This window comes from Ekhidna sp., from assembly GCF_965227465.1.
Taxonomy (GTDB): domain Bacteria; phylum Bacteroidota; class Bacteroidia; order Cytophagales; family Cyclobacteriaceae; genus Ekhidna.
Map to the genome: position 1 here is coordinate 3,226,875 of NZ_OZ245746.1, position 25,462 is coordinate 3,252,336.

Here is a 25,462-nt window from a genome sequence, read left to right on the forward strand (position 1 = left end):
CCCTTAAATTTCAGCCCATGAAGAAAAGACATTCTTACGATTATGGTGTGATAGGAAATTGTGCTTTTACCGCACATGTGGGGTTGGATACCAACATTTCATGGATGTGCTGGCCAAGATTTGACAGTAGCTTCATATTCGGCGGAATGCTTGATAATGATAAGGGAGGAGAATTTTCTATACTTCCCAATAGCTCTAAATGGAGTACAGATCAATACTATATAGATAATACCAATGTTCTTTGTACGGAAATTCACTCTGATTCCGGTACGTATCGAGTAACTGATTTTACTCCCAGGTTTCACCAAATGGATCGATACTTTAAGCCGCTAATGCTCATTCGAAAAATTGAACGAGTTAGTGGTGCTCCTCACATTTTGGTGAAGTGTCAGCCAAAAGGAGACTATGGAAATACAACTCCAGAGCCCAGTATTGGAAGTAATCATATCCGGTTTTTAGGCTTAGAATCACATGTCAGACTGACAACCAATATTTCATTGAGTCACATTCTAAATGAAGAAGCTTTTGTCTTAAACGAAACCAAATACCTGGTTCTAACCTGGGGTCCACCATTGGAAGCTTCATTGATGGACACTTGTGAGACCTTCCTAACTAAAACTGTCCAATACTGGCGAAACTGGATTAAAACGGCGAATATTTCTAATTTCCATCAGAAGCATGCGATTCGCTCCGCGCTTGCTCTTAAAATTCATCAATATGAGGATACCGGAGCGATTGTAGCAGCAACCACGACTAGTCTGCCAGAAAGCCCGGGAAGCACACGAAACTGGGATTACCGCTTTTGCTGGATGAGGGACACTTTCTATACACTCAATGCTTTCAATAACATTGGTCATTTTGAAGAACTGGAACAATACTTTCACTACATCCTGAACACCACTCTGGAAGAGGCAGAAAGGTACCAGCCTCTGTATAGTATAACCGGTGAAAAGATATTGACAGAGAAGACTTTAGACTTAAAAGGATATAAAGATAATGCCCCTGTCAGAGTTGGAAATGATGCTTACACACACATTCAGAATGATGTATATGGTCAGGTTTTGATTTCTCTTCTTCCTCTATACAACGACAAACGCTTCGTTTTTGATGAACGATTTAACTCCAGTGAGCTGATCTATAAAACCTTGAAAATGATTGAAAAGACCTTTGATGAAAAGGATGCAGGTCTTTGGGAATTCAGAAACCTTGCTCAACATCATTGCTACACCTATTTATTTCACTGGGCTGGAAGTAGTGCAGCTATTCAGATAGCCAGAGCACTTAAAGATGAAAAGATAGGCGAACTAGCAACCAAGTTGAAAAAGAAGTCGGCAGCCATGATTGAAAAATGCTACGTGGGAAACAAAAAAGGATACTCACAAGCGGTTGGAGTTGATCGCATGGATGCAAGTACACTGCAATTAATCATGATGAATTATTTATCTCCGGAATCAGATAAAGCGAAAGATCATTTAAAGGCATTGGAGAAAGAGCTGCATGCAGATGACGGTCTTTTCTATAGGTATAAACATACAGATGATTTCGGTGAACCAGAGACAACATTTCTGATATGTGCTTTTTGGTATGTGGAAGCATTGGCTTGCACAGGAAGAATGGAAGATGCGATCAAATATTTTGAAAATCTCTGCAGCTATAGTAATCACCTGGGACTACTCAGCGAGGATGTAAAAGCCACTGATGGCAGTATGTGGGGTAATTTTCCACAAGCATATAGTCATGTTGGCTTATTGAATGCTGCCAGTCGCATCGCGCGAAAACTGGACAAACCTAACTTCCTAGACTAACCAGCAGTTTCAAAATTTCACGAATGTCGTGGTTGTCTTTCACCCGGTAATTTGCCGAAGATGATGATGTTCCCACTTTTATGGTGAAGGCCTCTGCAGGCATTGCTTTGAAAGTATCTTCGTCGGTCCTATCGTCTCCACAAGCCATGCAGAAATCATATTGCTGGCCTTTTAACCAGTTAGTCGCAGCGTTTCCTTTATTTACCTGGGAATCTTTCACTTCTACGATTTTATGCCCCTCCATGATCTGAATATCCTTTTCAGAAGAAATGTATTTCAAATGGCTAGTGAGTTCTCGTGTTCTTAAGTCGCCTAATCCTGTCTCCACTTTCCTGTAGTGCCAAACCAAAGAATAATCTTTCTTCTCCACAAATGATCCTGGGGTTCGATCTACATACATTTCCAATACTTTTAAAAATTCATCTTGCCAGGATGTATCCAGCTCAGCAAATTGCTTCCATTCCTTTTTATACTTTTTGTACCAAACTCCATGCTCGCTAATCAAGTCCAAACTCAAACCATCTAACCATTTACCGAGAGTATGACGATCACGACCACTTATTACAACTACTTTATTTTTAGTGTTAGCAGTTAATTTTTTAAGTAATGAAATCAATTCCTGGTCAGGTTTAGAATCTTCCGGATTAGGATGAAATCCAACAAGGGTACCATCATAATCAAGAAAAATAATCCGCTGATTCGCTGATAAATACCTCTCCTTGATAAGTGTCTTTACTTGATCATCAAGTGGTTTCGTTTGAAGGTTAGCTTGCTCATTCTTGATAAAATTCAATCGCTCCATAAAAAGATTTACCCAAGCATGAATATTATACCTCTTCAAAGATTTTTGCATGATATCCATTCTTCTTATCTGCTCCTCTTCAGGCATTGTTAATGCTTCTTTCAGAACATAGACCATCTGTTCAATGTTGTTTGGATTGATAAGAATTGCATCAGAAAGTTCTTTGGAAGAGCCGGCCATTTCACTCAAAATCAATACTCCTTTTTTATCCAGTTTACTGGCAATGTATTCTTTGCATACCAGATTCATTCCGTCTCTCATAGGTGTCACTAAAGCAACATGAGCCATTCGATAAAATGCACTCAAGGCATTCAGAGGGAAACTTCTGTAGAAATAATGAATAGGAGCCCAGCTTATTCGGCCAAACCTTCCATTGATTCTTCCAACCAATAGTTCAATTTCCTCTTTTAGTTGAGCATACTTTGGAACATTATCTCGAGAAGGAACCACCACCATGAGAAGAGAAACAGACCCATGAAATTCTTCATTCTCCTCTAGAAACCGTTCGAATGCAATTAGTCTCTGCGGTATTCCTTTTGAATAATCTAAGCGATCTATTGACAAAACGACTTTTACATCACCCAATGAGGTTCTGTATCTTACCTCTCTGTCAAGCGTATCAGGTTGTGCAGAAGCATCTGCATACTTATCATAATCAATACCCATTGGAAGGGCATCTGCAAGTACAGGTCTGTTACCCACTGTGATCTGTCCATTCGTATTGCCAATTCCTGCTAGTCTGTTCACACTAGAAAGAAAATGACGCATATCATCATAGGTATGGAATCCTATAAAATCTGACCCCATCATCCCGTTGAGTAACTCCCTTCTCCAAGGCAATAATCTGAAGGACTCGTAAGAAGGAAATGGAATGTGCAGGAAGAATCCAATGCTTAAATTTCTTTTAATCTCCCTAATCATTGCCGGAAGTAGCAATAATTGATAATCATGAATCCATAATGTATCTCCCTCCTCCAGATGCAATGCTATCTCTTTGGCAAATTTTCGATTTACCTTCTTGTATGCCTTCCACATATCTTCGTCATAGACGGTGTATTGATTGAAATAGTGGAAATTGGGCCAGAGTGTTTCATTGCTAAAGCCTTCATAAAAATCATGAATTTCAGCTGCAGTCAGAAACACCGGACTCATATTTTCATCCTTCAAACGCTGGGTGATTTCATCTTTTTCCTTGGATTTATTAATGGGTAGTCCGGGCCAACCAATCCAGATATTATCTCCCTCTTTATAGATAGAACCAAGGCCTGTAGCAAGCCCTCCCTCACTAGGTAAATATGTAAGATCTCCTCTGTCATCACGTTTAATTTTAATCGGTAATCGATTTGATACTATTATGGTTTTAGGCATTGATTTGAAATTTAGATTAGCTCAAATTACATGGAAAAAGTGGGGTGCATCCATGTAAATCTGATTTGTAACTGAAAAATAATAGGTTCATTTTCAATAAGTTAATAAATAACTTGAATTTTATTTTGATAAAAATTTGGAAAAAATAAAAATCCTCCTCTACGTTTGCATCATCAAATCGATAAGGTATCGATTTATAAAGAAGCGCCGAGAGACAGGCTCTATGACGCGCTAGCAACCTCCGGAAGGTCCGGAAAAGGTGCTAATTCCTGAACGATAAATTGATTGCTATGAACATTCAAAAAAACATGCTCTCCCAATTTTTCAGCTCGGTAGCTGAACAGGGATTCTTTGCGTCCTCATCGATCTTCTCACATAGGTGTTGTTGTTGCGCTAGCAGCTGTTGCTAGTATCCATTTGATCCATCTGGGTTTGTGATCATCTTAGGTTCGAAGTGCGTCTTCAGCCGGAAAAATCCATTCGTTCAATGACAACTTTCAGTTATTTACGATTAATCCGCCTTATCAATTATCTCTAATTCATAACAACAACACACATGTCAAAAGAAATAAAATTTTCGGTAAGCTCCCTGAGTGAATCACCGGCTAAAACACACATCCAAACGAGAGGTTTTAACCTCACGGTTGATGAGCCAGAATCCCTTGGAGGTACCAATGAGGCGCCCAACCCGGTCGAGTATATTCTAGCGGGATATGCAGGGTGTATCAATGTCGTGGCACACATCATTGCAGAAGAGCTGGACTTTTTTCTGGAAAACCTTCAAATAAACATCGATGGATTTCTCAATCCTGACCGACTATTTGGAAAGTCTCTTCAGGAAAGGGCCGGATATAAGCAGATTGATGTACGTCTGGAGACCACCACAGAGATAGATCCGGAATTAAAGAAACGATGGATCGATGAAATCTCTCACAGATGCCCGGTCAATGATAATCTGACCAATCAAACGCCAATCTCATTTTCAATCAACTAAATATTAAAATCATGTCACAAGAATTAAAATACGAAACACTACAGCTTCATGCAGGACAGGAAGTCGACGAAACAACTCGCTCTAGAGCAGTTCCTATCTATCAAACTACCTCATACACTTTCAAAGATTCAGCGCACGGAGCGAACCTCTTCGCATTGAAAGATTTTGGAAACATCTATACCAGAATCATGAATCCAACTACAGATGTTTTTGAAAAGAGAATAGCTGCTCTGGAAGGTGGAGTTGCTGCGGTTGCAGTTGGCTCTGGACAAGCGGCTCAGTTTCTTGCTTTGAACAACATTTTGGAGGCAGGAGACAATTTTATTTCTACTTCGCTTCTCTATGGAGGGACATACAATCAATTTAAGGTGGCCTTCAAGAGATTGGGTATCGAAGCTCGATTTGCTAAAACTGACAAAGCTTCTGACTTTGAAAAACTTATTGATCAGAATACCAAAGCAATCTATTTGGAGACCATTGGCAATCCAGGCTTTAATATTCCTGATTTTGATGAAATAGCGGAAGTAGCCAGGGATTATGATATTCCACTAGTAGTTGACAATACTTTTGGCGCAGCAGGCTACCTCTTTCGCCCGATCGAGCATGGAGCTGCGGTGGTTACTGCCTCTGCAACCAAATGGATAGGTGGTCATGGTACTTCAGTAGGTGGAGTAATCATCGATAGCGGAAACTATAATTGGGGAAATGGGAAATACCCACAATTCACTGAGCCATCAGAAGGGTATCACGGGTTGAAATTCTGGGAGGTTTTTGGTGAAGGTAATCCGCTTGGTTTGCCAAATATTGCCTTTGCTATTCGTGCCAGGGTAGAGGGTTTACGAGATTTTGGTCCGGCTCTTAGTCCATTCAACTCATTCTTGCTCCTTCAAGGATTAGAAACCCTTTCGCTTAGAGTCCAACGAACAGTTGATAATGCACTTATCCTGGCAAAATGGCTTGAATCACATCAACTTGTGGAAAAAGTAAACTACCCGGGGCTGACATCTAGCCCTTATCATGAGCTGGCAAATAAATACCTGAAAAATGGTTTTGGTGGAGTACTCTCATTTGAGTTGAAAGGGGAAAAAGAACAGACGATTCAATTTGTTGATAATCTCAACCTTGTTAGTCATTTGGCAAATGTGGGGGATGCCAAAACCCTGATTATTCAGCCATCTGCAACCACTCATCAGCAGTTGTCTGAAGAGGAGCAACTTCATGCCGGTGTTTCGCCCAATTTATTACGTGTTTCGGTAGGAATCGAACATATCGATGATATCAAATCAGATTTTGAACAGGCATTCACTAAAGTTTATGAAGGAAATCCAGTATCAGTCTAATTCTTTTCAAATTAAGGTTGTGGAACCCTTGGACCTGGAGAGTGGCGACACTCTTCAGGATCTGAGGATCCAATATCATACAGTTGGCACACTCAATAGTAACAAGTCTAATGTAGTATGGATTTTTCATGCATTGACTGCCAATAGTGATCCAGCTGAATGGTGGCCAGGAATCATTGCACCTGAAAACCCTATTGATCTGCAAAAGGACTTCATCATTTGTGCCAATGTGATTGGTTCATGCTATGGTAGCACTGAACCAGAAGGGTTTGAATTTCCTGTACTTTCTGTAAAAGATCTGGTTTCTGCACATCAAGTACTTCGTGATCAACTTGGAATTTCAAAAATCAAACTGGGTATTGGAGGATCACTTGGTGGGCAGCAACTTTTAGAATGGGCTGTCCAGGAGCCGGAGCTTTTTGAAGTCATTGTACCACTAGCAACAAATGCAAAACACTCCGCCTGGGGTATTGCTTTCAATGAAGCTCAGCGGATGGCTCTCCGGATTGGAAATGTAGACAAGGGACTTTCTGCAGCACGGGCCATTGCAATGCTTTCATATCGCAATTATCAAACCTACGAAAAAACTCAAACGGATATGGATCATAGAGTGGATAGTTATTCGGCCTCAAGCTATCAAAACCATCAAGGTGAGAAACTAAGAAATAGATTTTCATTCTACAGTTACTATTACCTAAGTAAAGCAATGGATAGCCATGATGTGGGGAGACATTTTGGTGGTATTGAAAAAGCGCTCAAAAGAATTAAATCAAAAGTCATTTCCATCGGGATCTCATCAGATATACTGTTTCCCGTCCAGGAACAAAAACTGATTGCTGAATACACACAGCATGGTGTTTTTCATGCCATCGAAAGCCTTTATGGGCATGATGGGTTTTTGCTGGAAGTCGATCAAATCAATCAAATTCTAAAAAAAGAACTATCATGAAAGCAGCAAAAAAAATTGGTCTTTTCGGTTTTGGAACCGTCGGTAAGGGGTTCTATGAAAATCTAAAAAAACATCCACACATACCTGTAGTCATTGATAAAGTATGTGTAAAAAGAATAGACTTGCCCAGAATAGGTCATGAATTGTATTTTACAAATAATCCTCATGAGATACTGGAAGACCCTGCTATTGATATAGTTATCGAGCTCATAGATGATGCAGCAGCAGCTAAGGTTTATGTGGAAAAAGCACTTGAAAATGGTAAGCATGTTATAAGTGCAAACAAAAAGATGATCGGTGAGTCTCTTGAAGAGGTAGATCTTTGGCATCAGGTATATGAACCTTCATTTCTTTATGAGGCTGCTGTTGGCGGTGGGATTCCTATTGTACATTCTATGGATGGTTTTTTACACGATCAGGAGGTGGTGAAAATCAGAGGAATTCTCAATGGTTCTTCTAATTATATACTCACCCAAATGCAGCAAAACCAGTGGACCTATGAAAAAGCCTTGCTTGATGCTCAACATAAAGGATTTGCAGAGAGAAATCCCAAATTAGACATAAGTGGGATTGATGCATCTCATAAGCTTTCAATTCTAGCTTATCATGCTTTTGGAGAGATCCATTCAAACAAAAGCTTTGAAATCGAAAGTATTGAAACCGTATCGGAAGCGGATATTAGAAAGGCAAAATCTAAAGGTCGCAAGATAAAGCTTGTAGCCACACTTCAGAGAAGAAATAGAGTGGTTGAATGCTCTGTTAAACCAGAGTTCGTTGGCCCAGATGATGAACTTTACTCTGTTGATTTTGAAAATAACGCTATCAGTGTCGAAGCGCTAATAAGTGGAAAGCATGTATTCGTTGGAAAGGGTGCCGGAGCACTCCCAACCGGTTCTGCTGTAATCGAGGACTTAAAGAGGGTGCTAGGAAATTATCGGTATAGAACTACTCTGCGCCCAAGTCTCGTTTAGTTTAAACCAAAAAAAGGGGCGACTGGTTACCCGAATCACCCCAATCACCACCAAAATAGTATCTTAATATGAGGTCACTTTAAATTCAGTTCTTCTATTTGATTGATGTTCATCATTGCTGCAAGGGATATCATTTGCACATCGGTTTACAAGCTTAGTCTCCCCGTATCCTTTGGCTATAATTCTTTCCGAATCTATTCCCTGTTCAATAATGTAGTTGACAGCAGATTCTGCCCTTCGTTGTGAAAGATCCTGATTGTAGGGGTCACTCCCTCTGGAGTCTGTATGAGAGCTTAGCTCAATCTTAATTGTAGGATTTTCAAGTAAAATTTTTACGAGCTTATCAAGCTCTACCAAAGCGTCTGGTCTAAGAGTAGCTTTATTTAAATCATAATAGATATTCTCCAGTGCAATTTCTTTATTCAGAACAATCTTCTCAAGCGGAATTTTCCAATCTATTTCCCCCTTTTGATGTTCAGTCTCCTCATTAATATGGCGAGTAAAATATTCTTTCTTGGCACCCATCAATTCATATTCGCAAGACCCGTCCAATGGAAATATAGTTGCTTCTTTTTCAATTAAAATTGGCTCAATATCCTCACCTGTCGTCAGGTTTTTCAACTTAATCAGAGGCTCGGGTAATACATCTCTGGTCTCCTTGTCGATTGCTATGATTCTTGCAAACAGCCCCTTCGGTTTGAGTTTCAAAACAATCACTTCTGAAAAATCTGCGTCTATGTATCTGGATTCAGATTGAACTAGCTCAAAATCCTCTTTTTTAGCTTTGAAGATATAGTCCTCGTCAAGAGGAAGCTCTACAGAAAATTCTCCATCTTTATTGGTAAAGAATTTAATCGAATCGTTGATTTTGATGCTTGAGAAAGGAATTGGTGCTCCATCAGAATCATTTTGAACCATTCCTTCTATTATCTGAACCCTTGCACGATTATCTACGAAATGGTAAATATTATCGTTACCCTCACGATTTGATGAAAAGTAACCTTCTCTATTTCTAATTATAAAGCCAAAATCATCTTGAGATGAATTAATAGGAGCTCCAAGGTTTAATATCTCATCCGGATTCCTCAGGTCTACTCCAAAAATATCCAGCCCTCCCAGACCACCATGTCCTGATGAAGCGAAATACAACACACTGTCTTTATAAAAGGGGAAAAGTTCGTCTCCTTTCGTATTGATCACATCCCCCAGGTTCTCTGGGAACGTCCAATCGCCACCAACATATCGTGTAATATATAAATCTGCATTACCAGCACCACCAGGCTTATCTGAAGCAAAAATCATGACCTTTCCATCAGCACGCATCGTAGCATGACCTATAGAAAACTCATCGTCATTGAAGTCAAAAGGTGTGATATTTTGCCAACCGTTCTCCCCTTTTTCAGCGAAGAATAATTGTAAATGATTGGTATCTTCTGAGCTTCTATTTTGCTTGCCTTTGATAATATTATTTCTCGTGAAAACCGCTTTTGATCCATTGGCGTAGAAAGCAATAGGCCCATCGTGCAATTTTGAATTGATTTGAGAATCAAAGCTTTCTACTTCCCCAAATTCGTTTTCAGATTTAGACTCTGCGTAAAAAATATCTAAAAACGCCGTATTATCCCATGCATACTCACTTTGAAATGGTGATTTTTTCCTAGCCGAAACAAACACAATCCCATCCTTATAGAATGTAGGTGAAAAATCTGCTTCATCCACATTAAATGATACGCTTGATACGTCATAAAAAGAAGCATCAGATATTAAGACATGCTGATTCTCAATGGCATCAATCTTTTTTCGTATTCGATGGTCATCGACTTCCTGTTCATAAGCCTCAAACCATTTCTTTGCCTCCTCATACTTTCCATTTGACTTCAATGCTTCTGCATAATAAAACTTTGAAGTGGGTATCACATCTTCCAGGTGTACAATCTTGCCATACCATTCTTCCGCTCTCCTGGAATTATTAAGCATCCTGTAGCATTCAGCGATTTTCCATTCAAGCTCATGAGATGCCGTATCGTTTTTATAAGCTCTTTTGTAATATCCTAAAGCATCGGCAAAAGCAAAGCTTTGAAATTCTTTATCTCCATTTAATGTATTGTTGGCTAGTAAACGGGCAAGCTGACCATTCACCTGGAAAGAAGTCAATATCCATATTCCAAAAATTATTTGTTTTAATGATGTCTTCATTGCGTCTCTTTTAAAAATATCTTGGCGTTATGGTTTTCTTGTTTTTAAAAGCAAATACATAATTGACCATTAACTCATGAGTGCCCCGATTGACTTTGCGTAAATCTGAAGTAGTGAAGTCATGCGCATACCCAACCCTCAATTGTTCATTGACCTGCAATTCCAATAATGCATCTACACTATCAAATGAACGATAGCTGACACCTACCCAAATAATTTGCTCAATTAGCAAATTGGCATTTAAGTCCAGTTCCATAGGTGCACCTTGCACTGCTTTAAATAAAATATTGGGCTTTAGCATCAAAGAGTTATTCAATGGAAACACATAACCGGCCATCAGGAAGTAATGCTTTCGTTGATCATTTTTCTGTTCACTATTTTCATCAAAAAAATTGTGATTTATCAGCATTGGAGCTGATGCACCAACATAAAATCGATCTGAATACAAGTAGGCTCCAGTTCCAAAATTTGGCTTCAATCCGCTATTAAAATCTTCGTCCAATGTCATATCTGGATTGTTAGGATTTAATTCACTTTGATTGGATCTGTAATCCGAAAACCCAGCCTGTAATCCCATAGATAATGTGGCAAAGCCAAAATCTACCCGGTATGCATACGCTCCAAAAATTGAGTTTTGTCTTGTAATTCCAATTTCATCTCGCACAAACAATAAGCCAAGTCCAATTTTATCATTTAATAGTGGGCTATGAACAGATAAGGTTTGTGTGCTAGGGGCCCCTTCGATACCTACCCACTGTTCTCTCAATAAAGCAGTAATACTCATGCTTTTATGAGTACCCACTACCCCGGGGTTTATAGCCACAGCATTAAACATATACTGTGTGAACATTGCCTGTTGCTGAGCAATTCCTGCATTTGCAATAACTCCCAGAAGCAAAAGAATATATATACGTGTTTTTCCCATTTCTAAACTTTAGCGGTTAACAATCACAAAACCCGAGATTGGTCTTCGTTGTGGCTCCAACTGAATCAGATAGAAGTATGTACCATCAGGTACCCGTCCACTTCCTACCTGTAACCTCCCATCTGATCTGCTATCCCACACATTTGAAGTATTATTATACTGTTTTATGGTAATGACTTCATTCCCCCATCTATTGAATACTTTCACTACATTATCCGGATAATTTTCAATATCCGGAATGACCCACGTATCGTTGACTCCATCATCGTTGGGTGTAAACACATCGGGTACGTCTATCATTGGACGAACATCAATTATCACTGAAGCTATGTTGGAAGTTGCTCCTTTATCATCATTAATCGTGTAGGTGAAGCTATCGCTTAATGTTTCGCTATCGTCGTGTGTATACGTGATTGTTCCATCACCATTATCAAATAGAGCACCATTCGAAGGATTCGAATTAATTGAAATTGATCCGAGATCTAAAGAACCATCTGAATCAGTATCATTAGTAACCACATCGATTGAGACCATTGCCCCTTTACCTACCGTGGCTGTATCATTATTTGCAACTGGTGCCTCATTGGGAGTGTCTTCTACAGGGTTGATGGTAATTGTTACCGTTGCTTCATTAGAGCTAAGACCATTGTTATCATCTATAGTATAAGTGAAACTATCAGTCGTCGTATCACTATCATCGTGATCATACGTGATCGTGCCGTCTCCATTGTCGATTAAACTACCGTTTGACGGATTGCTCACAATCACAATGGAACTCAAATCCAACGTACCGTCTGCGTCTGAATCATTGGATGCTACATCAATACTTACTGTTGCTCCCTCATCTACTGTTGCCGCATCATCCGTTGCTACAGGGGCACTATTAGCAGTAACTCCATTTATTGTAAAACTGACAGATGCTATGTTGGAAGTTGCTCCCTCACTATCCTCAATCGTATAAGAGAATGTATCGGTAGATGTTTCACTATTATTATGTGTATAATTAATTGTACCATCTCCATTGTTAATCAATGTACCATTATTAGGATTGGTCACCAACACAATTGATCCCAGGTTTAAATTCCCATCTGGGTCACTATCATTTTCTGCAATATTTGTAATGATGCTCGCTCCTTTATTCAATATCACTTCATCATCTACAGCGATTGGAGCACTATTAGATGAGTCAAGTTTAATCGTTAGACTGACTGTAGCTACATTAGAAGTGGCACCTTCATTGTCTTCTATGGTATAAGTGAAACTATCACTAGTGGTCGCACTATTATTGTGCGTATAGCTAATGGTCCCATCTCCATTATTAATAATAGTGCCGTTTGATGGATTGGAAAGTATCACCACTGATGTTAGATCCAAATTTCCATCTGAGTCTGAATCATTATTTGAGACATTTATATTAAGGGTTGCTCCTTTATTAAGGGTTGCTTCATCATCTACGGCAATCGGAGCACTGTTCATTGTTCCAATATTGATCGTTAGACTGACTGTAGCAACATTAGAAGTGGCACCTTCATTGTCTTCTATGGTATAAGTGAAAAAATCACTATTGGTCGTACTATTATTGTGCGTATAGCTAATGGTCCCATCTCCATTATTAATAATAGTGCCGTTTGAAGGATTGGAAGAAACCATCACTGTATGCGGGTATGGAGCACCGTCAGTATCTATATCATTGGATGCAACATCAATCAAGATCGTAGCTCCCTGATTAAGAGTTATATTGTCATCCATAGCAATTGGAGCATTGTTGTTTGAATCATTTATTGGATTAATAGTAATAGTCACTGTGGCTACATTCGAAGTAGCTCCTTCATTATCATCTATTGTATAAATGAAACTATCGCTGGTGGTTTCACTATCGTCATGTATATATCTGATCGTTCCATCGCTATTATTTGTAATGGAACCATTGACTGGTTGCTGAACTATCGATATGGATAAAAGATCCAAGGTTCCATCTGGGTCACTATCATTTGAAGTAACGCCAATTTGAACGACTCCTCCCTCATCCACAATTGCTGAATCGTCTTGAGCAACCGGCGGATCATTGATTGGATTAATAGTGATTTGCGCTTCGACCGTATTTCCGTCAACTGAACCGTCATTTACTTTATAAGTAAAGCTATCACTGAGAGTTTCTGAACCATCGTGATCATAATCGAAGCTTCCATCCGCATTTAATGCCAAAGTTCCGTTAGAAACATCGCTCACTAGAATAGCGCTAAGAGCATCTCCTTCGGGATCAGAATCATTGTTTAATACACCATTTGTAACATCAATCGAATTACTACTGCCTTCATTGAATGAGTACTCATCTTCTAAAGCGACCGGAGGGTCATTTAAAGGGTTAATATTTATGGTAACCGTTGTGGTATTCCCATTATCCGCCCCATTGGTTAATCGATATTGAAAGCTATCAGCTGATGTCTCAGAACCATCATGCGTGTAGTTAAAACTTCCATCTGCATTTAATACCAAGGAGCCAACAGAGACATCCAGAACTAAAACGGCCGTAATTCCACTTCCAACATTGTCAATATCATTCGAAAGAACACCATCAACCGCATTGATGCTATTTGATGACCCTTCATCAAATGTGTACGAGTCGGAAACAGCAATTAAGTCTGAATTAACTTCAATAATTGTCAATGAGACCGTAACAGTGTTACCATCTACTGTGCCATCATTTACCTTATAGGTAAAGCTATCGCTTGTGGTTGCAGAATTATCGTGTGTATAGTCAAAACTGCCATTTGAATTTAGTACCAATGATCCATTTGTAACATCAGAGACTAGGATTGCAGATAAGTTATCTTCATCCACATCACTATCATTGGACAATACCCCGGAAGAAGCTGATACATTATTGGACGAACCTCTATCAAATGAGTAGCTATCTGGTAATGCAACAGGGATGTCATTTACAGGGGTTATTGTAATGCTTACCGTGACCTCATTTCCATCTTCCGTACCATCATTGACTTTATAAGAAAAACTATCTTCTGAGGTTTCGGAACCATCATGAACGTAATCAAAGCTTCCATTTGCATATAAGGTAAGGGTACCATTTGTTACTCCAGACACAAGAATTGCATTTATCTCATCGCCATCTGGATCACTATCATTGGCTAGCACCCCAGCTGACTCATCTACCATATTACTACTTCCTTCTTCAAAAGTGTAACTGTCAGCAACCGCCAATGGAATATCATTCCCAGCAGTTATGGTAATAGATACAGTTGTAGTATTGCCATCAACAGTCCCATCATTGACCATATAAGTAAAAGTATCCTCAGTAGTCTCAGATCCATCATGTACATAATCAAAACTACCATCCAAGCGAAGCGTAAGCATTCCATTCGAAACATCTGAAACTAATATCGCATCAAGGTTGTCACCCTCAGGATCTGAATCATTGGATAGAACGCCAAGAGCTATTGAAACGGAATTGCTACTACCTTCTTCGAAAGAATAGACATCTGGATTGGCAACAGGTGAATCATTAATAGGATTGATATTAAGTGTTACAGTTACTGTATTTCCTGATTCTGATCCATTCGTCGTTCGATAATCGAAACTATCAGAGGTTGTTTCGGAACCATCATGAACGTAGGTAAAACTTCCATCTGCATTTAGGGTCAGGCTGCCAAAAGAAACATCTGACACCAACTCCGCTGAGATACCATTCCCAATGTTATCTTCATCATTGTTAAGTACCCCATTCGATGCATTAATGTCAATATTGCCTCCCTCGTCCAATGTATAGGTATCAGGAACGGTAACCAAATCAAGGTTCGTTTCAACAATTGTAAGAGTGACAATTACGGTATCACTGTCATCTGTACCGTCTGTTGCTTTATAACTGAAGCTGTCAGCTGTGGTTTCCGAATCATCATGTGTATAATTAAAGCTTCCATCAGTATTTAATGTTAAAGATCCATTGGAAACTCCTTCAATTAATATTGCCGTAAGTACATCGTCCTCAGGGTCACTGTCATTAGCGAGAACTCCATTAATTGCTGAAATTGAATTATCAGAACCTTTATCAAATGAATAGCTATCTGCTACAGCATTCGGTGCGTCATTAACCTCATTAATTGTAAGGGTCACTTGGACAGTATCGCCATCAACAGCGCCATCATTTACTTTATAAGTAAAAGTGTCGGATGAAGACTCTGATCCATCATGGGTGTAATCAAAGCTACCATCAGCGTTAAGAGTTAAAGATCCGTTAGAAACATTTGTAACCAGTATAGCTGTAATTGCATCTCCATCCGGATCACTATCATTTGCCAAAACGCCAATTGAATTATCAATATTATTCGTACTTCCTTCATCGAAAGTATAGTTATCAGCGACCGCTTCAGGAGCATCATTTATTGGATTAAAAGTGATATTAACATTGGCACTAGTAGCAGCATATGCTTCTCCATCTGAGCCATTCCATCCAAAAGAGGTGTTGGAATCGAAATCACCAACTGGTTCAAAAATTAGATTCTTTAACTGCGCCGTATCTATTTCATCATTTTCCGAAACAAGCGAGCCGTTTAGCTTTAACAAACCGTCAGTTGCTGGTGGCAGTGAGAGGATTTGAACTTTAGCAAGAAGGCTATCTTCAGGATCTGAATACGCATTTACAAAATCAGATTTGCTAAAAATTATGTCCACATCTTCATCTGCATTCTTATTGATGTCAGTAACTGTAGGCAAGTCATTCACAGGAGAAATAGTGATGGTCACGGTTGCATCATCACTTTCACCCAGTCCATCAGAAAGGCGGTAGGTAAATGAATCAGAGGATGTTTCCGTTCCATTGTGTGAGTAAACGAATGTACCATCAGGGTTAAGTGTAAAAGCACCATCATGATGAGATGGATCAGATAGCTTGGTGACGGTCAATCCCGAGTTTGCAATGTCAGAGTCATTTACAATTGCTCCATAAACAGACGGATCTCCACCTGATCCATCAGCATCATTGACAGAAATATTTGCTCCCTCATCTAAGGTATATAAATCATCTTGCGCATTAGGGACGTCATTTAAAATCTCTATAGTCACGTCCTGCTGAGTGGTATCTCCTTTTGAATCTACTGTCAAGACATTGATGGTCGTTGAGCCAATTATTAAATCTCCTTGACTAGAAACATAAATCACACCTGTTTCTGCGTCTATTGAAACTCCTAGGGGAAGTGAGCCGCTTTTGATTTGTGCACACACGATCGGACCATCAGCATCCGTAGGATAAGCAAGACTATCAGTGTCACTTAAATTTTCTATTGATTGATCTAAAATGGTGTAAACTGCATCCTCAAAACATGCTAATTCGACCGGTCCAACTGATGACGACAAGCACCCTCCAGTGGTAACCTTAATTCCCTCATAAACCCCAACAGTTAGATTTGGGATGGTGATTTCCCCGTCAACATTGGATGTCAATGAAGTGGTCTGACCTACGCCATCCAAAGTAAAGGATACATCATAAGGTGTACTTATTAAAAGCCCTTCCAATTCGATGGCTCCATCAGATGCACTGCAAACCGTCGGTGAAGTGATAGTTCCCAAGGAAATTGATGGTGCTCCAATGTCTTCAAGGCTGACAATATCTTCCAGGATGTTGGACTGACATCCAGCAAGGGTCACCGAAAAATCTTGGTAATCATCAGCTAACAGTCCCGTAATGGAAATTACTCCTAAAGCGTCCGAGGTAAGATTTGTAGTTTGAACTCCAAGGCTGTTAGTATAGCTAACTTCATAAAGTGTACTTGCCGTAAGCCCAGCAATTGAAATAGACCCGTCAGCAGTTGCACATGCCGTTGGATTGACCGCTAGCCCCAAAGATATTTCCGGCACTCCGACTGGAGACAATTCAATTAGATCAAATATTGTATTGGAATTACAAACACCATTATTTACTAAAATATTAGTGTATGATCCAGCTGATAAATTAGGTATGGTAAGAAAACCACTAACACTATTTAAATTGACAGAAGTGCTTGTGCCATCAACAGCGTAAGTGACATCATAATTTGATGAACCTGAAAGACCCGAAAGAACAATTGAACCATCGGAATTACCACAAGCAGTTGGGGGTGTGGAAGAATCAGCTGAAATATTTAAGACACTTCCAATGCTGATGTCATCAAGCTTTTCAGAATCACAACCTCCCAGACTGACACCTAAATCTGAATATGTATCCGCAGCTAAATTTGTCAGAGTGATAACTCCTCCAGCTGAGCTGGATACATTAGAAAGCTGCTGGTTTCCATTGCTATCCAAGTAGCTAATGTCATATACAGTAGAAGCTTGTAATCCCAAAAGGGTAATAGATCCATCATTGTTACTACAGCTTGTAGTTGGAGTTACTGCTCCTAGTGTCAATGAGGGAATTACATTTAGATCGATTTCACAAACTATGGTATTGGAAGTACACCCATTGATAGTAACGTTTATGTCACTGTATTCATCAGAACTTAGGTTTTCTATGAAAAGATTCCCGGTAACAGCATCTGATACAATTGTTTCTGTTTGAACTCCGGACAGATTTCTATAAGAAACATCATAGGAAGTTCCTGGTAATAAACCTAAAAGCGTTATCTCACCATCTGATGCACCACATAAGGTTGGCAGCTGTGTTGCCCCAAGTGAGATCTCTGGAACCGAAATCTTATCAAGAGAAACGATATCATTTAAAATATTGGATTGACAATTTCCCTGAGACACGAAAAAATTAGTATATGATCCACTTGCCAGCCCTGTTAATTCAATTATTCCCGAGCTGTTAGCTGTAGAGGATGCTGATTGATCAGCCCCATTAAACTGATAATCCACATCATAAGATTGTCCTGAAATAAGTCCTGAAATTTCAATCGAACCATTCGATGATAAACAATTAATAGGATCGATAACGCTTCCAACATTGATTGTTGACGCTAATCCTACTAGGTTCACGTCTGAGAGAGGAGTAGAGATACACCCAAGACTTTCTACTCTAAGGTTTCTGTAGACACCCTGAGCCAAACCACTTAGGGTAATGGATGTTTCTCCAGCACCAGTGGAAATAGAAGTTGTTGTCGTTAATCCATCTTTATCTTCATACATAACATTATAAGAAGTAAGTTGGATCAGACCTAAAAGTTGGATTGCACCATCAGCTACTGTACAAGAAGATGGATTTGTTATTGTTCCTAAGGTAACTGTGTTTGGAAGCAAACCATCATACAATGTCACTCGATCAATGATTAATTCTGAGCTGCATCCATTTCGGCTCACCTGAAAATTGGAGTACGTTCCAGCTGTTAGTCCGGAAATTGTAATGATTCCAGTTATCGCATCAGATGTAATGGTTGCATTAACGGTATTGGTACCGTCATAATATGATACGTCATAATCTAAAGCCGACAATGGTGCCCCAGATATTAATATAGATCCTGTACCTCCGCATGTAACAGGTTGAACTGGTATCCCTAAAGTAAAATTTGGTATGGTCGGTTCATTAAGTTCAACTGAACAAATTATATTGGAAGCACACCCTTTGAAAAGGGCTTGAATTTCCTGTAATTCACCATCACCTAAACCTGTAATGGTAACAGCACCTGCTACATCTGATGTAAGGCTTAATGATTTAAATCCGGTATCATCTGTATATTGAATAGTATAATCGGTGAAGGGAAGTAACCCCAGTAACTGCACTGATCCATCCAATGCTCCACAAATTGTCGGATGTGATAACACACCTTGAGAAATTGTTGGAGGAAGTGCAATTTCTATTTCTGTAGATGGAAAACTCTCTACCTCTCCAGAGGCTGTTGCAGTTGCAGAGACCAAACCTGATGTAAGGCTCAATCCATTAAGTCTCCAGGAGCCATCACTTTGAACAGTGGTAGAACCAAGCTTAGTCGCCAGTTCAGACTGAGAGTTACGAAAATAAACATGTATTATCGACCCTTCGGGCTCTGAAGAAGTACCAAGGATACTGGTATACAGATTTTGTCCACAAAATTCAGAGGTGATCACTGGCACATCTGATCGCGTGTTATCGGCATACACGTGTTCCGTGATAAGCAGACTTAATATGAAAAGAATAAATACACGTTTAGGCGGAGAAAAAAATATATTTATCATAAGTTTCCATTACGTTAAATTTAATATAACTAAAAATTCCATAATACCCCTTGAGTTATTTGTTAAAAAATAGCTGGTTAAACCTGAGTAGCGTATGAAATAGTGCTTACTACTATATCAAGTAAATAAGCTGTGGTCCCGTTTTAAACGGGGTACCCGAATTGGATGATAATAAAGCTCATCCTGGTGTGAGGAAAATGCCTATCGATAAAGATAGATTTGGGCGAGTTAAGCTCTGATTTTAGATCAATAGTGATACGGAACAAAATCTCAAAGCCAGCACTCTACTGAGGGTTCTTGATACACGTTTCATGACGATTTAATTTTAAATTGTTTAGATCACACGTTTTTAAAAATTTAAATGAACAATAGTTTCTACCGATAAAATGAATAGATCATCTAATCAATAAATCTCAAAGGACTTCAAACTTATCTATGTAAGGCTTTTTATATAAGCGCGATTTACGTAATAAAAAAAATACGTGATTCACGTAATGCCAAGTGCGTGATTCACGTATTAAGTTTTATATGATCAATATGCATAAAAATGCTGTTTTAAGTCCTTTTACGCATCATCTGTCTAAACTAGAGTCTAAAATTGTATCCAATCGATATTGTGAAAGGTAGAAGTCGGCCGATTTCAATGTTTGGATCATCGTTAAAATCATCCCAATCATTTCGAAAATCAGAAGAGCGAAATGGAATATTTACTGCAAGTTCCCAAAACGTATTGTTCTTGTTTGGAAGATTTATTCCTCCCCCAATTGAGGGACCATAATACACTTTATTAGCAGAAGACATTCCTTGGATGACAATTACTGCATTATACCCATACATGCCATGCACAAAAAATTGCTCAGATCCTTTTGACTCAAAAAAGTATCGTACTCCAACATTGAATCCAGGACCTGCCAAGGCTGTTCCTATCCCTCCAAATAATGCAAGATCATTATCTGCTTTAATAGCTACCTGAGCACCTATTCCTCCATAATCAAGTCCTAAACCCAAGCCCAAACTAGCGTTTGAATCTTGACCGTTTGATGTAAATGAGCACACTACTAGTGTGAAAAAAAATGTGCGTAATCTCTTCATTTAATGAATACTCAGGTTAGTTATTAGAGGTGAATTACTTCGTCATATGCTGCAGCCGCTGCTTCCATCACGGCTTCACTCATGGTTGGGTGAGGATGTACGGTTTTGATGATTTCATGACCAGTAGTCTCTAGTTTTCGTGCAGCTACTGCCTCTGCAATCATCTCTGTAACATTTGCCCCAATCATGTGGGCACCTAGCCACTCCCCATACTTAGCGTCAAATATGACTTTAACAAACCCGTCGGAAGCACCAGCTGCTTTTGCTTTTCCAGAGGCAGAAAATGGAAATTTTCCTACTTTAACTTCATATCCAGCCTCTTTTGCTGCCTTTTCCGTGTAACCAACAGAAGCGATTTCAGGAGAGCAATAGGTACACCCTGGTATGTTATTATAATCAAGTGGTTCTACATGAAGTCCTTTAATTTTTTCTACGCAAATGATTCCTTCAGCTGATGCTACATGGGCCAGAGCTTGTCCTTTAACAATATCTCCAATTGCATACACACCATCCACATTTGTCTTGTAATAGTCGTCGACAACAACCTTCCCTTTCTCTGTTTTTACGCCTACATCTTCAAGGCCTAATTTTTCAATGTTCGTTGCAACGCCTACTGCTGAAAGAACTACGTCACAGTCCAACTGATCCTCACCTTTCTTCGTCTTCACTGTCACTTTACAGCCAGATCCTTTCGTATCAACTTTTGTTACTTCTGAGCTGGTCATTATTTTCATGCCAGCTTTTTTATAGGTACGCTCCAGCTGTTTACTAACTTCTTCATCCTCCACCGGAACGATACGATCCATGAATTCAACAATGGTAACTTCTGTTCCTATTGACTTATAGAAATAGGCAAACTCAACACCAATCGCGCCGGATCCCACAACTACCATTTTCTTAGGTTGCTTATCAAGTACCATGGCCTCACGATATCCTATGATTTTCTTTCCATCAATCGGTAGATTTGGAAGTTCCCGAGCACGTCCTCCAGTAGCTAAGATTACATGATTTGCATCGTAGGTAGTGACTTTTCCACCATCATCTTTTACCTCTACTTTTTTTCCTTTCTTGAGCGTTCCATATCCGGCAATGTGATCAATCTTGTTTTTCTTAAATAGGAATTGAATCCCCTTGCTCATTCCGCCGGCCACTTCCCTACTTCTCTTCACCATTCCGGTAAAGTCTGCCTTAGCATCTTTAACCTTGATCCCGTAATCTTCTGCGTGATTGATGTATTCAAATACTTGTGCGCTTTTTAAAAGTGCCTTTGTTGGTATACAACCCCAGTTTAGACAAACTCCACCTAACTCTGCTTTTTCAACAACTCCTACTTTCATCCCTAGCTGAGAAGCACGTATAGCTGCTACATATCCACCTGGTCCACTTCCAATTACAATTAGATCATATTTTGACGCCATGTTATTCGATTTAAATTTGAGGCGCAAAGATAATAAGCACCTGAGTTTTTCAGGTGCTTACTTTAGTTAATTACCAATTGATCTGCCTGAGTTTGTAGTACCTCCTGAAGAATTTCCACTTGAAGCCGGGCCCCCTCCTGCGGCACTTGAACTTGCAGAAGATGTGAATGATCCAAATGTTTGATCCGACTGACTTACCATTGTTGGTTGATTCTTCCTAGCTTTTCGTTCTCTTGAAATGCTTTTCAATTCGGATTTATCAACCAAAGCAGCAAACCGTTCTAAACTATTACTAAATGGGTCCTCTTTTTGGAGTAATCCCTTCCTTTTCAGTCTTTCATATTGGCTGTACAACCAATCAACCATCATGAAATCATCACCTAACAAGTAAAAAGTTTCATATTCTAAGACAGGCCTTTTGAATCTGAACCAGTAGGCCTTTGTAAACCAATTGTAATAGTCTGCCCATGAATTAATTGCATAGTATGTTCCATTATAATGGTAAAATTCCGCTTTGCCGGGGATCGATTGAGCAAGAGAATCGCTCAGGTGACTATAGCCTCTGATAGTTGGATGTGCCCATCTGAACACAGTTGAATCGGACCAATTATTAATCGTGAATAAATCTTGAGCACTGGTAATAAATGTAAAAGCAGATAATAAAAGCGTAAATATTACTTTTTTCATAATGGTTTTAGTTTGGTTCGATTTACATAAAAAGCCAAAATCATACCAGTTATTCATTCAATCAGTAAATTCGCTTTACAATATAATTCTTACCAATGAAACTACTAGAAGGAAAAACGGCACTTATTACCGGTGCATCAAAAGGAATAGGAAAAGCAATAGCAGAGCAATATGCGGCACATGGTGCTAATATAGCCTTCACTTACTTATCAAGTGTTGAAAAGGGGGAAGCACTGGAAAAAGAGCTTTCTTCCAGAGGAGTGAAGGTGAAAGGTTATCGTTCGGACGCTTCGAATTATGAAGCGGCACAAGAACTTATTAAGAGCGTAGTTGAAGATTTTGGATCTCTTGATATTCTCATTAACAACGCAGGTATTACTAAGGACAATTTGCTTATGAGAATGAGTGAAGAAGATTGGGATGCCATTCAAAACATTAACCTAAAGTCGTGCTTCAATACAGTCAAGGCAGCATGTCGAACCATGATGAAACAGAGAAGTGGATCTATCATTAATATGTCATCGGTAGTAGGTGTGAAAGGTAACGCTGGTCAGGCAAACTATGCAGCATCAAAAGCGGGAATCATTGGATTTACCAAATCTGTAGCATTAGAACTGGGATCTCGAGGGATACGAAGCAATGCCATTGCTCCAGGATTTATAGAGACTGAAATGACGGATGCCCTTGAAGAAAAAACGGTTCAAAGCTGGAGAGATGCGATTCCACTTAAAAGAGGTGGTGCTCCGGAAGATGTAGCGAATGCGTGTATTTTTCTGGGATCGGATATGTCCGCTTACATTACGGGGCAGACCATCCAGGTAGACGGTGGAATGTTGACTTAACATTATCCTTAAATTCATAAGAAAATTTAGCCTGCTGTTACTAGCGGGCTTTTTTATTGTTTAAACAATCAATTAAACTATTTTGAGATTTTTTATCACTTATTTTATAATATTACTATAATTTTAGTGTTCTATTATTAAAATAGCTCGAATGCCTTTATCTGTACTTACCAGCACATTAGGAAGAAAAAGAGCTGCTCACTTACTTCGTCGGACTTGCTTTGGTGGGTCAATTGCAGAAATTGATTCTTTAGCCTCGCTAACCCCGACTCAAGCTGTGGCGCAGCTTTTCAACACAACTCTACCAGACCCAGTTTTACCCGTAGATCCACTGACTGGAAACGAATGGATTACTACAGGTAATGCTCAAAGTGAAGGCTTTGAATTAGAAAGGTATTTTCTCGCCTGGCACCTAAGCCAGATGCTTGGGAATGGGATTGGTGACTCGATAAAGTTATCTTATATTTTTAGAGAAAGACTCGTGTTTTTCTTCCACACCCATTTTACCACCAAAAGATCGGTGGTTGGTAACTCGAGATCACTTTTTTATCAACAAGCACTTTTTAGGCTATTTGCTTTCGATCAGGAAGACATCATCATACCACCAGAAGACCCGGAAGACCCAGAGGCGACAGACACCATTGTACCAAGAAACTTCAAGCAGCTAACAAAAAAATTAAGTGTCGATAATGCAATGCTTGTTTTTCTCGACGGCCGCTTTAATGTAAAAGGTAGTCCGAATGAAAACTATGCTAGAGAGCTCTTAGAACTCTATTCTATTGGAAGAGGCTTAGAGGGGAGTGTTCCGGAACCCGAATTCCAAGGAGACTACTTTTATTATACTGAGGAAGATGTTCAAGCTGGGGCTGAAGTTCTTTCAGGATTTACGGTAGATACCAGTTTTTCAAATATTGATGAAGAAACAGGCTTACCTCGAGGAGTAGTTAGAGGTGGAAATATTGCCTCTCGTCATGAGGAAGGTAACAAAACTTTCAGCACCAGACTAGCAAATGGAGTTGTTACACCTGACGCAGATCTGATGCTGGCAGGTAATCCTACGGAAGAAAGCGTACTAGATGAAATTAGTCAATTTGTTGACTTAATTTATGATCAGGGTGAAACGGCCAGAAGTATTTGTAGAGAAGTTTATCGGTTTTTTGTTTACCATCAAGTTGACCAGGCACTTCAGGATGACATTATCCAGGATATGGCTGATATCTTCACAGCAAATGAATTCAAACTACAGCCGGTTTTAGAAGCACTTCTTACAAGTCAGCATTTTTATGAAGCTGAGGCAGGGTCTGATGATAACAACTTTGGAAGCATTATTAAATCTCCTGTTGATATGGTCTTAGGCTATATGCGAAACTTCGAGGTACCGCTTCCTGATTATGCAACTGAGCTTGAGGATTATTATGATTTTGCGAGTGATATGCTTGGCGAAATTAATCGACAAGGAATGGATTACTACGAGCCCTTCGAAGTAGCTGGCTATGCAGCTTATCATCAATTCCCAATTTTTAACCGAAGCTGGATAACAACCAATTACCTAACCAATAGATATAACTTCATCCGACTTGCATTATCAGATGGAACCAATATGGAGATGGGACAAGTCAATGTATTTGACTTTGTAGAAAGAAATTTTGATGCAGCAACCGTGCGAATAGCTGATGACTTTATCATAGCAGTTGCAGAATACTTTTTGCCTACTTCAGATAATTTATCTTTCGATACTACAGGTGGTGAGCTGACGACTGAAAGGCTTAATTACTTCAAGACTGCCATGTTTGCATTTGCAATAGATGCAGATCCTGAAGGAGCCTGGACAACCAGATGGGATGATAATCTGGATCCTAATACACGCGCCAATCAGATTAAGGAGCTTCTGAATGCAATGCTCCAATCTCCTGAATATCAACTTATGTAACGGC

General features: G+C 39.4%; 14 protein-coding genes and 1 riboswitch. Of the genes, 7 read left to right on the forward strand and 7 right to left on the reverse strand.

The features are described from left to right. Nucleotides 1-17 precede the first annotated feature (17 nt). Nucleotides 18-1,805: a glycoside hydrolase family 15 protein gene (locus tag ACO05G_RS14350; RefSeq protein ID WP_421763374.1), complete on the forward strand. Its 1,788-nt coding sequence runs from the start codon at nucleotides 18-20 to the stop codon at nucleotides 1,803-1,805. Here the strand turns inward: ACO05G_RS14350 and ACO05G_RS14355 are convergent. Beyond that, complete coding sequence (locus ACO05G_RS14355) at nucleotides 1,789-3,975, reverse strand: bifunctional alpha,alpha-trehalose-phosphate synthase (UDP-forming)/trehalose-phosphatase (RefSeq protein ID WP_421763375.1); 2,187 nt, start codon at nucleotides 3,973-3,975, stop codon at nucleotides 1,789-1,791. The genes ACO05G_RS14350 and ACO05G_RS14355 overlap by 17 nt on opposite strands. Nucleotides 3,976-4,166: 191 nt before the next feature. Then, nucleotides 4,167-4,272: riboswitch (SAM riboswitch) on the forward strand. A gap of 259 nt (nucleotides 4,273-4,531) precedes the next feature. Between ACO05G_RS14355 and ACO05G_RS14360 the strand changes: the two genes are divergently transcribed. The 4 genes from ACO05G_RS14360 to ACO05G_RS14375 are packed head-to-tail and all read left to right on the forward strand — an operon-like array spanning nucleotide 4,532 to nucleotide 8,229. Beyond that, nucleotides 4,532-4,969 (forward strand): OsmC family protein, encoded by a 438-nt coding sequence (locus ACO05G_RS14360; protein ID WP_421763376.1) that lies wholly within the window; start codon nucleotides 4,532-4,534, stop codon nucleotides 4,967-4,969. Nucleotides 4,970-4,980: 11 nt separating this feature from the next. Next, nucleotides 4,981-6,309, forward strand: coding sequence for an O-acetylhomoserine aminocarboxypropyltransferase/cysteine synthase family protein (locus tag ACO05G_RS14365; protein WP_421763377.1), 1,329 nt, complete (start codon nucleotides 4,981-4,983; stop codon nucleotides 6,307-6,309). Continuing rightward, on the forward strand, nucleotides 6,284-7,258 hold the full coding sequence (locus ACO05G_RS14370; RefSeq protein ID WP_421763378.1) for a homoserine O-acetyltransferase family protein: 975 nt from the start codon (nucleotides 6,284-6,286) through the stop codon (nucleotides 7,256-7,258). The genes ACO05G_RS14365 and ACO05G_RS14370 overlap by 26 nt, the downstream gene beginning before the upstream one ends. Further along, nucleotides 7,255-8,229 carry a homoserine dehydrogenase gene (locus ACO05G_RS14375; protein WP_421763379.1) on the forward strand — a complete coding sequence of 325 codons (975 nt, stop codon included), beginning with the start codon at nucleotides 7,255-7,257 and terminating at the stop codon, nucleotides 8,227-8,229. The genes ACO05G_RS14370 and ACO05G_RS14375 overlap by 4 nt, the downstream gene beginning before the upstream one ends. 63 nt (nucleotides 8,230-8,292) lie before the next feature. On the opposite strand, the gene ACO05G_RS14380 is transcribed toward ACO05G_RS14375, so the two are convergent. The 6 genes from ACO05G_RS14380 to ACO05G_RS14405 form a co-directional block, all read right to left on the reverse strand. Next, entirely contained in the window at nucleotides 8,293-10,425 is a 2,133-nt protein-coding gene (locus ACO05G_RS14380) for an OmpA family protein (protein WP_421763380.1), read from the reverse strand. Between the two features lie 10 nt (nucleotides 10,426-10,435). Then, nucleotides 10,436-11,350, reverse strand: a complete 915-nt coding sequence (locus ACO05G_RS14385; protein ID WP_421763381.1) for a type IX secretion system membrane protein PorP/SprF — start codon at nucleotides 11,348-11,350, stop codon at nucleotides 10,436-10,438. A 9-nt stretch (nucleotides 11,351-11,359) separates the two neighbouring features. Further along, nucleotides 11,360-19,489 (reverse strand): Ig-like domain-containing protein, encoded by an 8,130-nt coding sequence (locus ACO05G_RS14390; RefSeq protein WP_421763382.1) that lies wholly within the window; start codon nucleotides 19,487-19,489, stop codon nucleotides 11,360-11,362. A gap of 585 nt (nucleotides 19,490-20,074) precedes the next feature. Continuing rightward, complete coding sequence (locus ACO05G_RS14395; RefSeq protein ID WP_421763383.1) at nucleotides 20,075-20,581, reverse strand: hypothetical protein; 507 nt, start codon at nucleotides 20,579-20,581, stop codon at nucleotides 20,075-20,077. A gap of 23 nt (nucleotides 20,582-20,604) precedes the next feature. After that, nucleotides 20,605-21,999: a dihydrolipoyl dehydrogenase gene (gene lpdA / locus ACO05G_RS14400; RefSeq protein ID WP_348281940.1), complete on the reverse strand. Its 1,395-nt coding sequence runs from the start codon at nucleotides 21,997-21,999 to the stop codon at nucleotides 20,605-20,607. A 66-nt stretch (nucleotides 22,000-22,065) separates the two neighbouring features. Then, nucleotides 22,066-22,686, reverse strand: coding sequence for a hypothetical protein (locus ACO05G_RS14405; RefSeq protein ID WP_421763384.1), 621 nt, complete (start codon nucleotides 22,684-22,686; stop codon nucleotides 22,066-22,068). Between the two features lie 95 nt (nucleotides 22,687-22,781). On the opposite strand from ACO05G_RS14405, the gene fabG reads away from it, so the two are divergent. Both fabG and ACO05G_RS14415 read left to right on the forward strand, forming a co-directional pair. Beyond that, nucleotides 22,782-23,528 carry a 3-oxoacyl-[acyl-carrier-protein] reductase gene (fabG, locus tag ACO05G_RS14410; RefSeq protein WP_421763385.1) on the forward strand — a complete coding sequence of 249 codons (747 nt, stop codon included), beginning with the start codon at nucleotides 22,782-22,784 and terminating at the stop codon, nucleotides 23,526-23,528. 151 nt (nucleotides 23,529-23,679) lie between these two features. After that, entirely contained in the window at nucleotides 23,680-25,458 is a 1,779-nt protein-coding gene (locus ACO05G_RS14415; RefSeq protein ID WP_421763386.1) for a DUF1800 family protein, read from the forward strand. The last annotated feature ends 4 nt before the right edge of the window (nucleotides 25,459-25,462 follow it).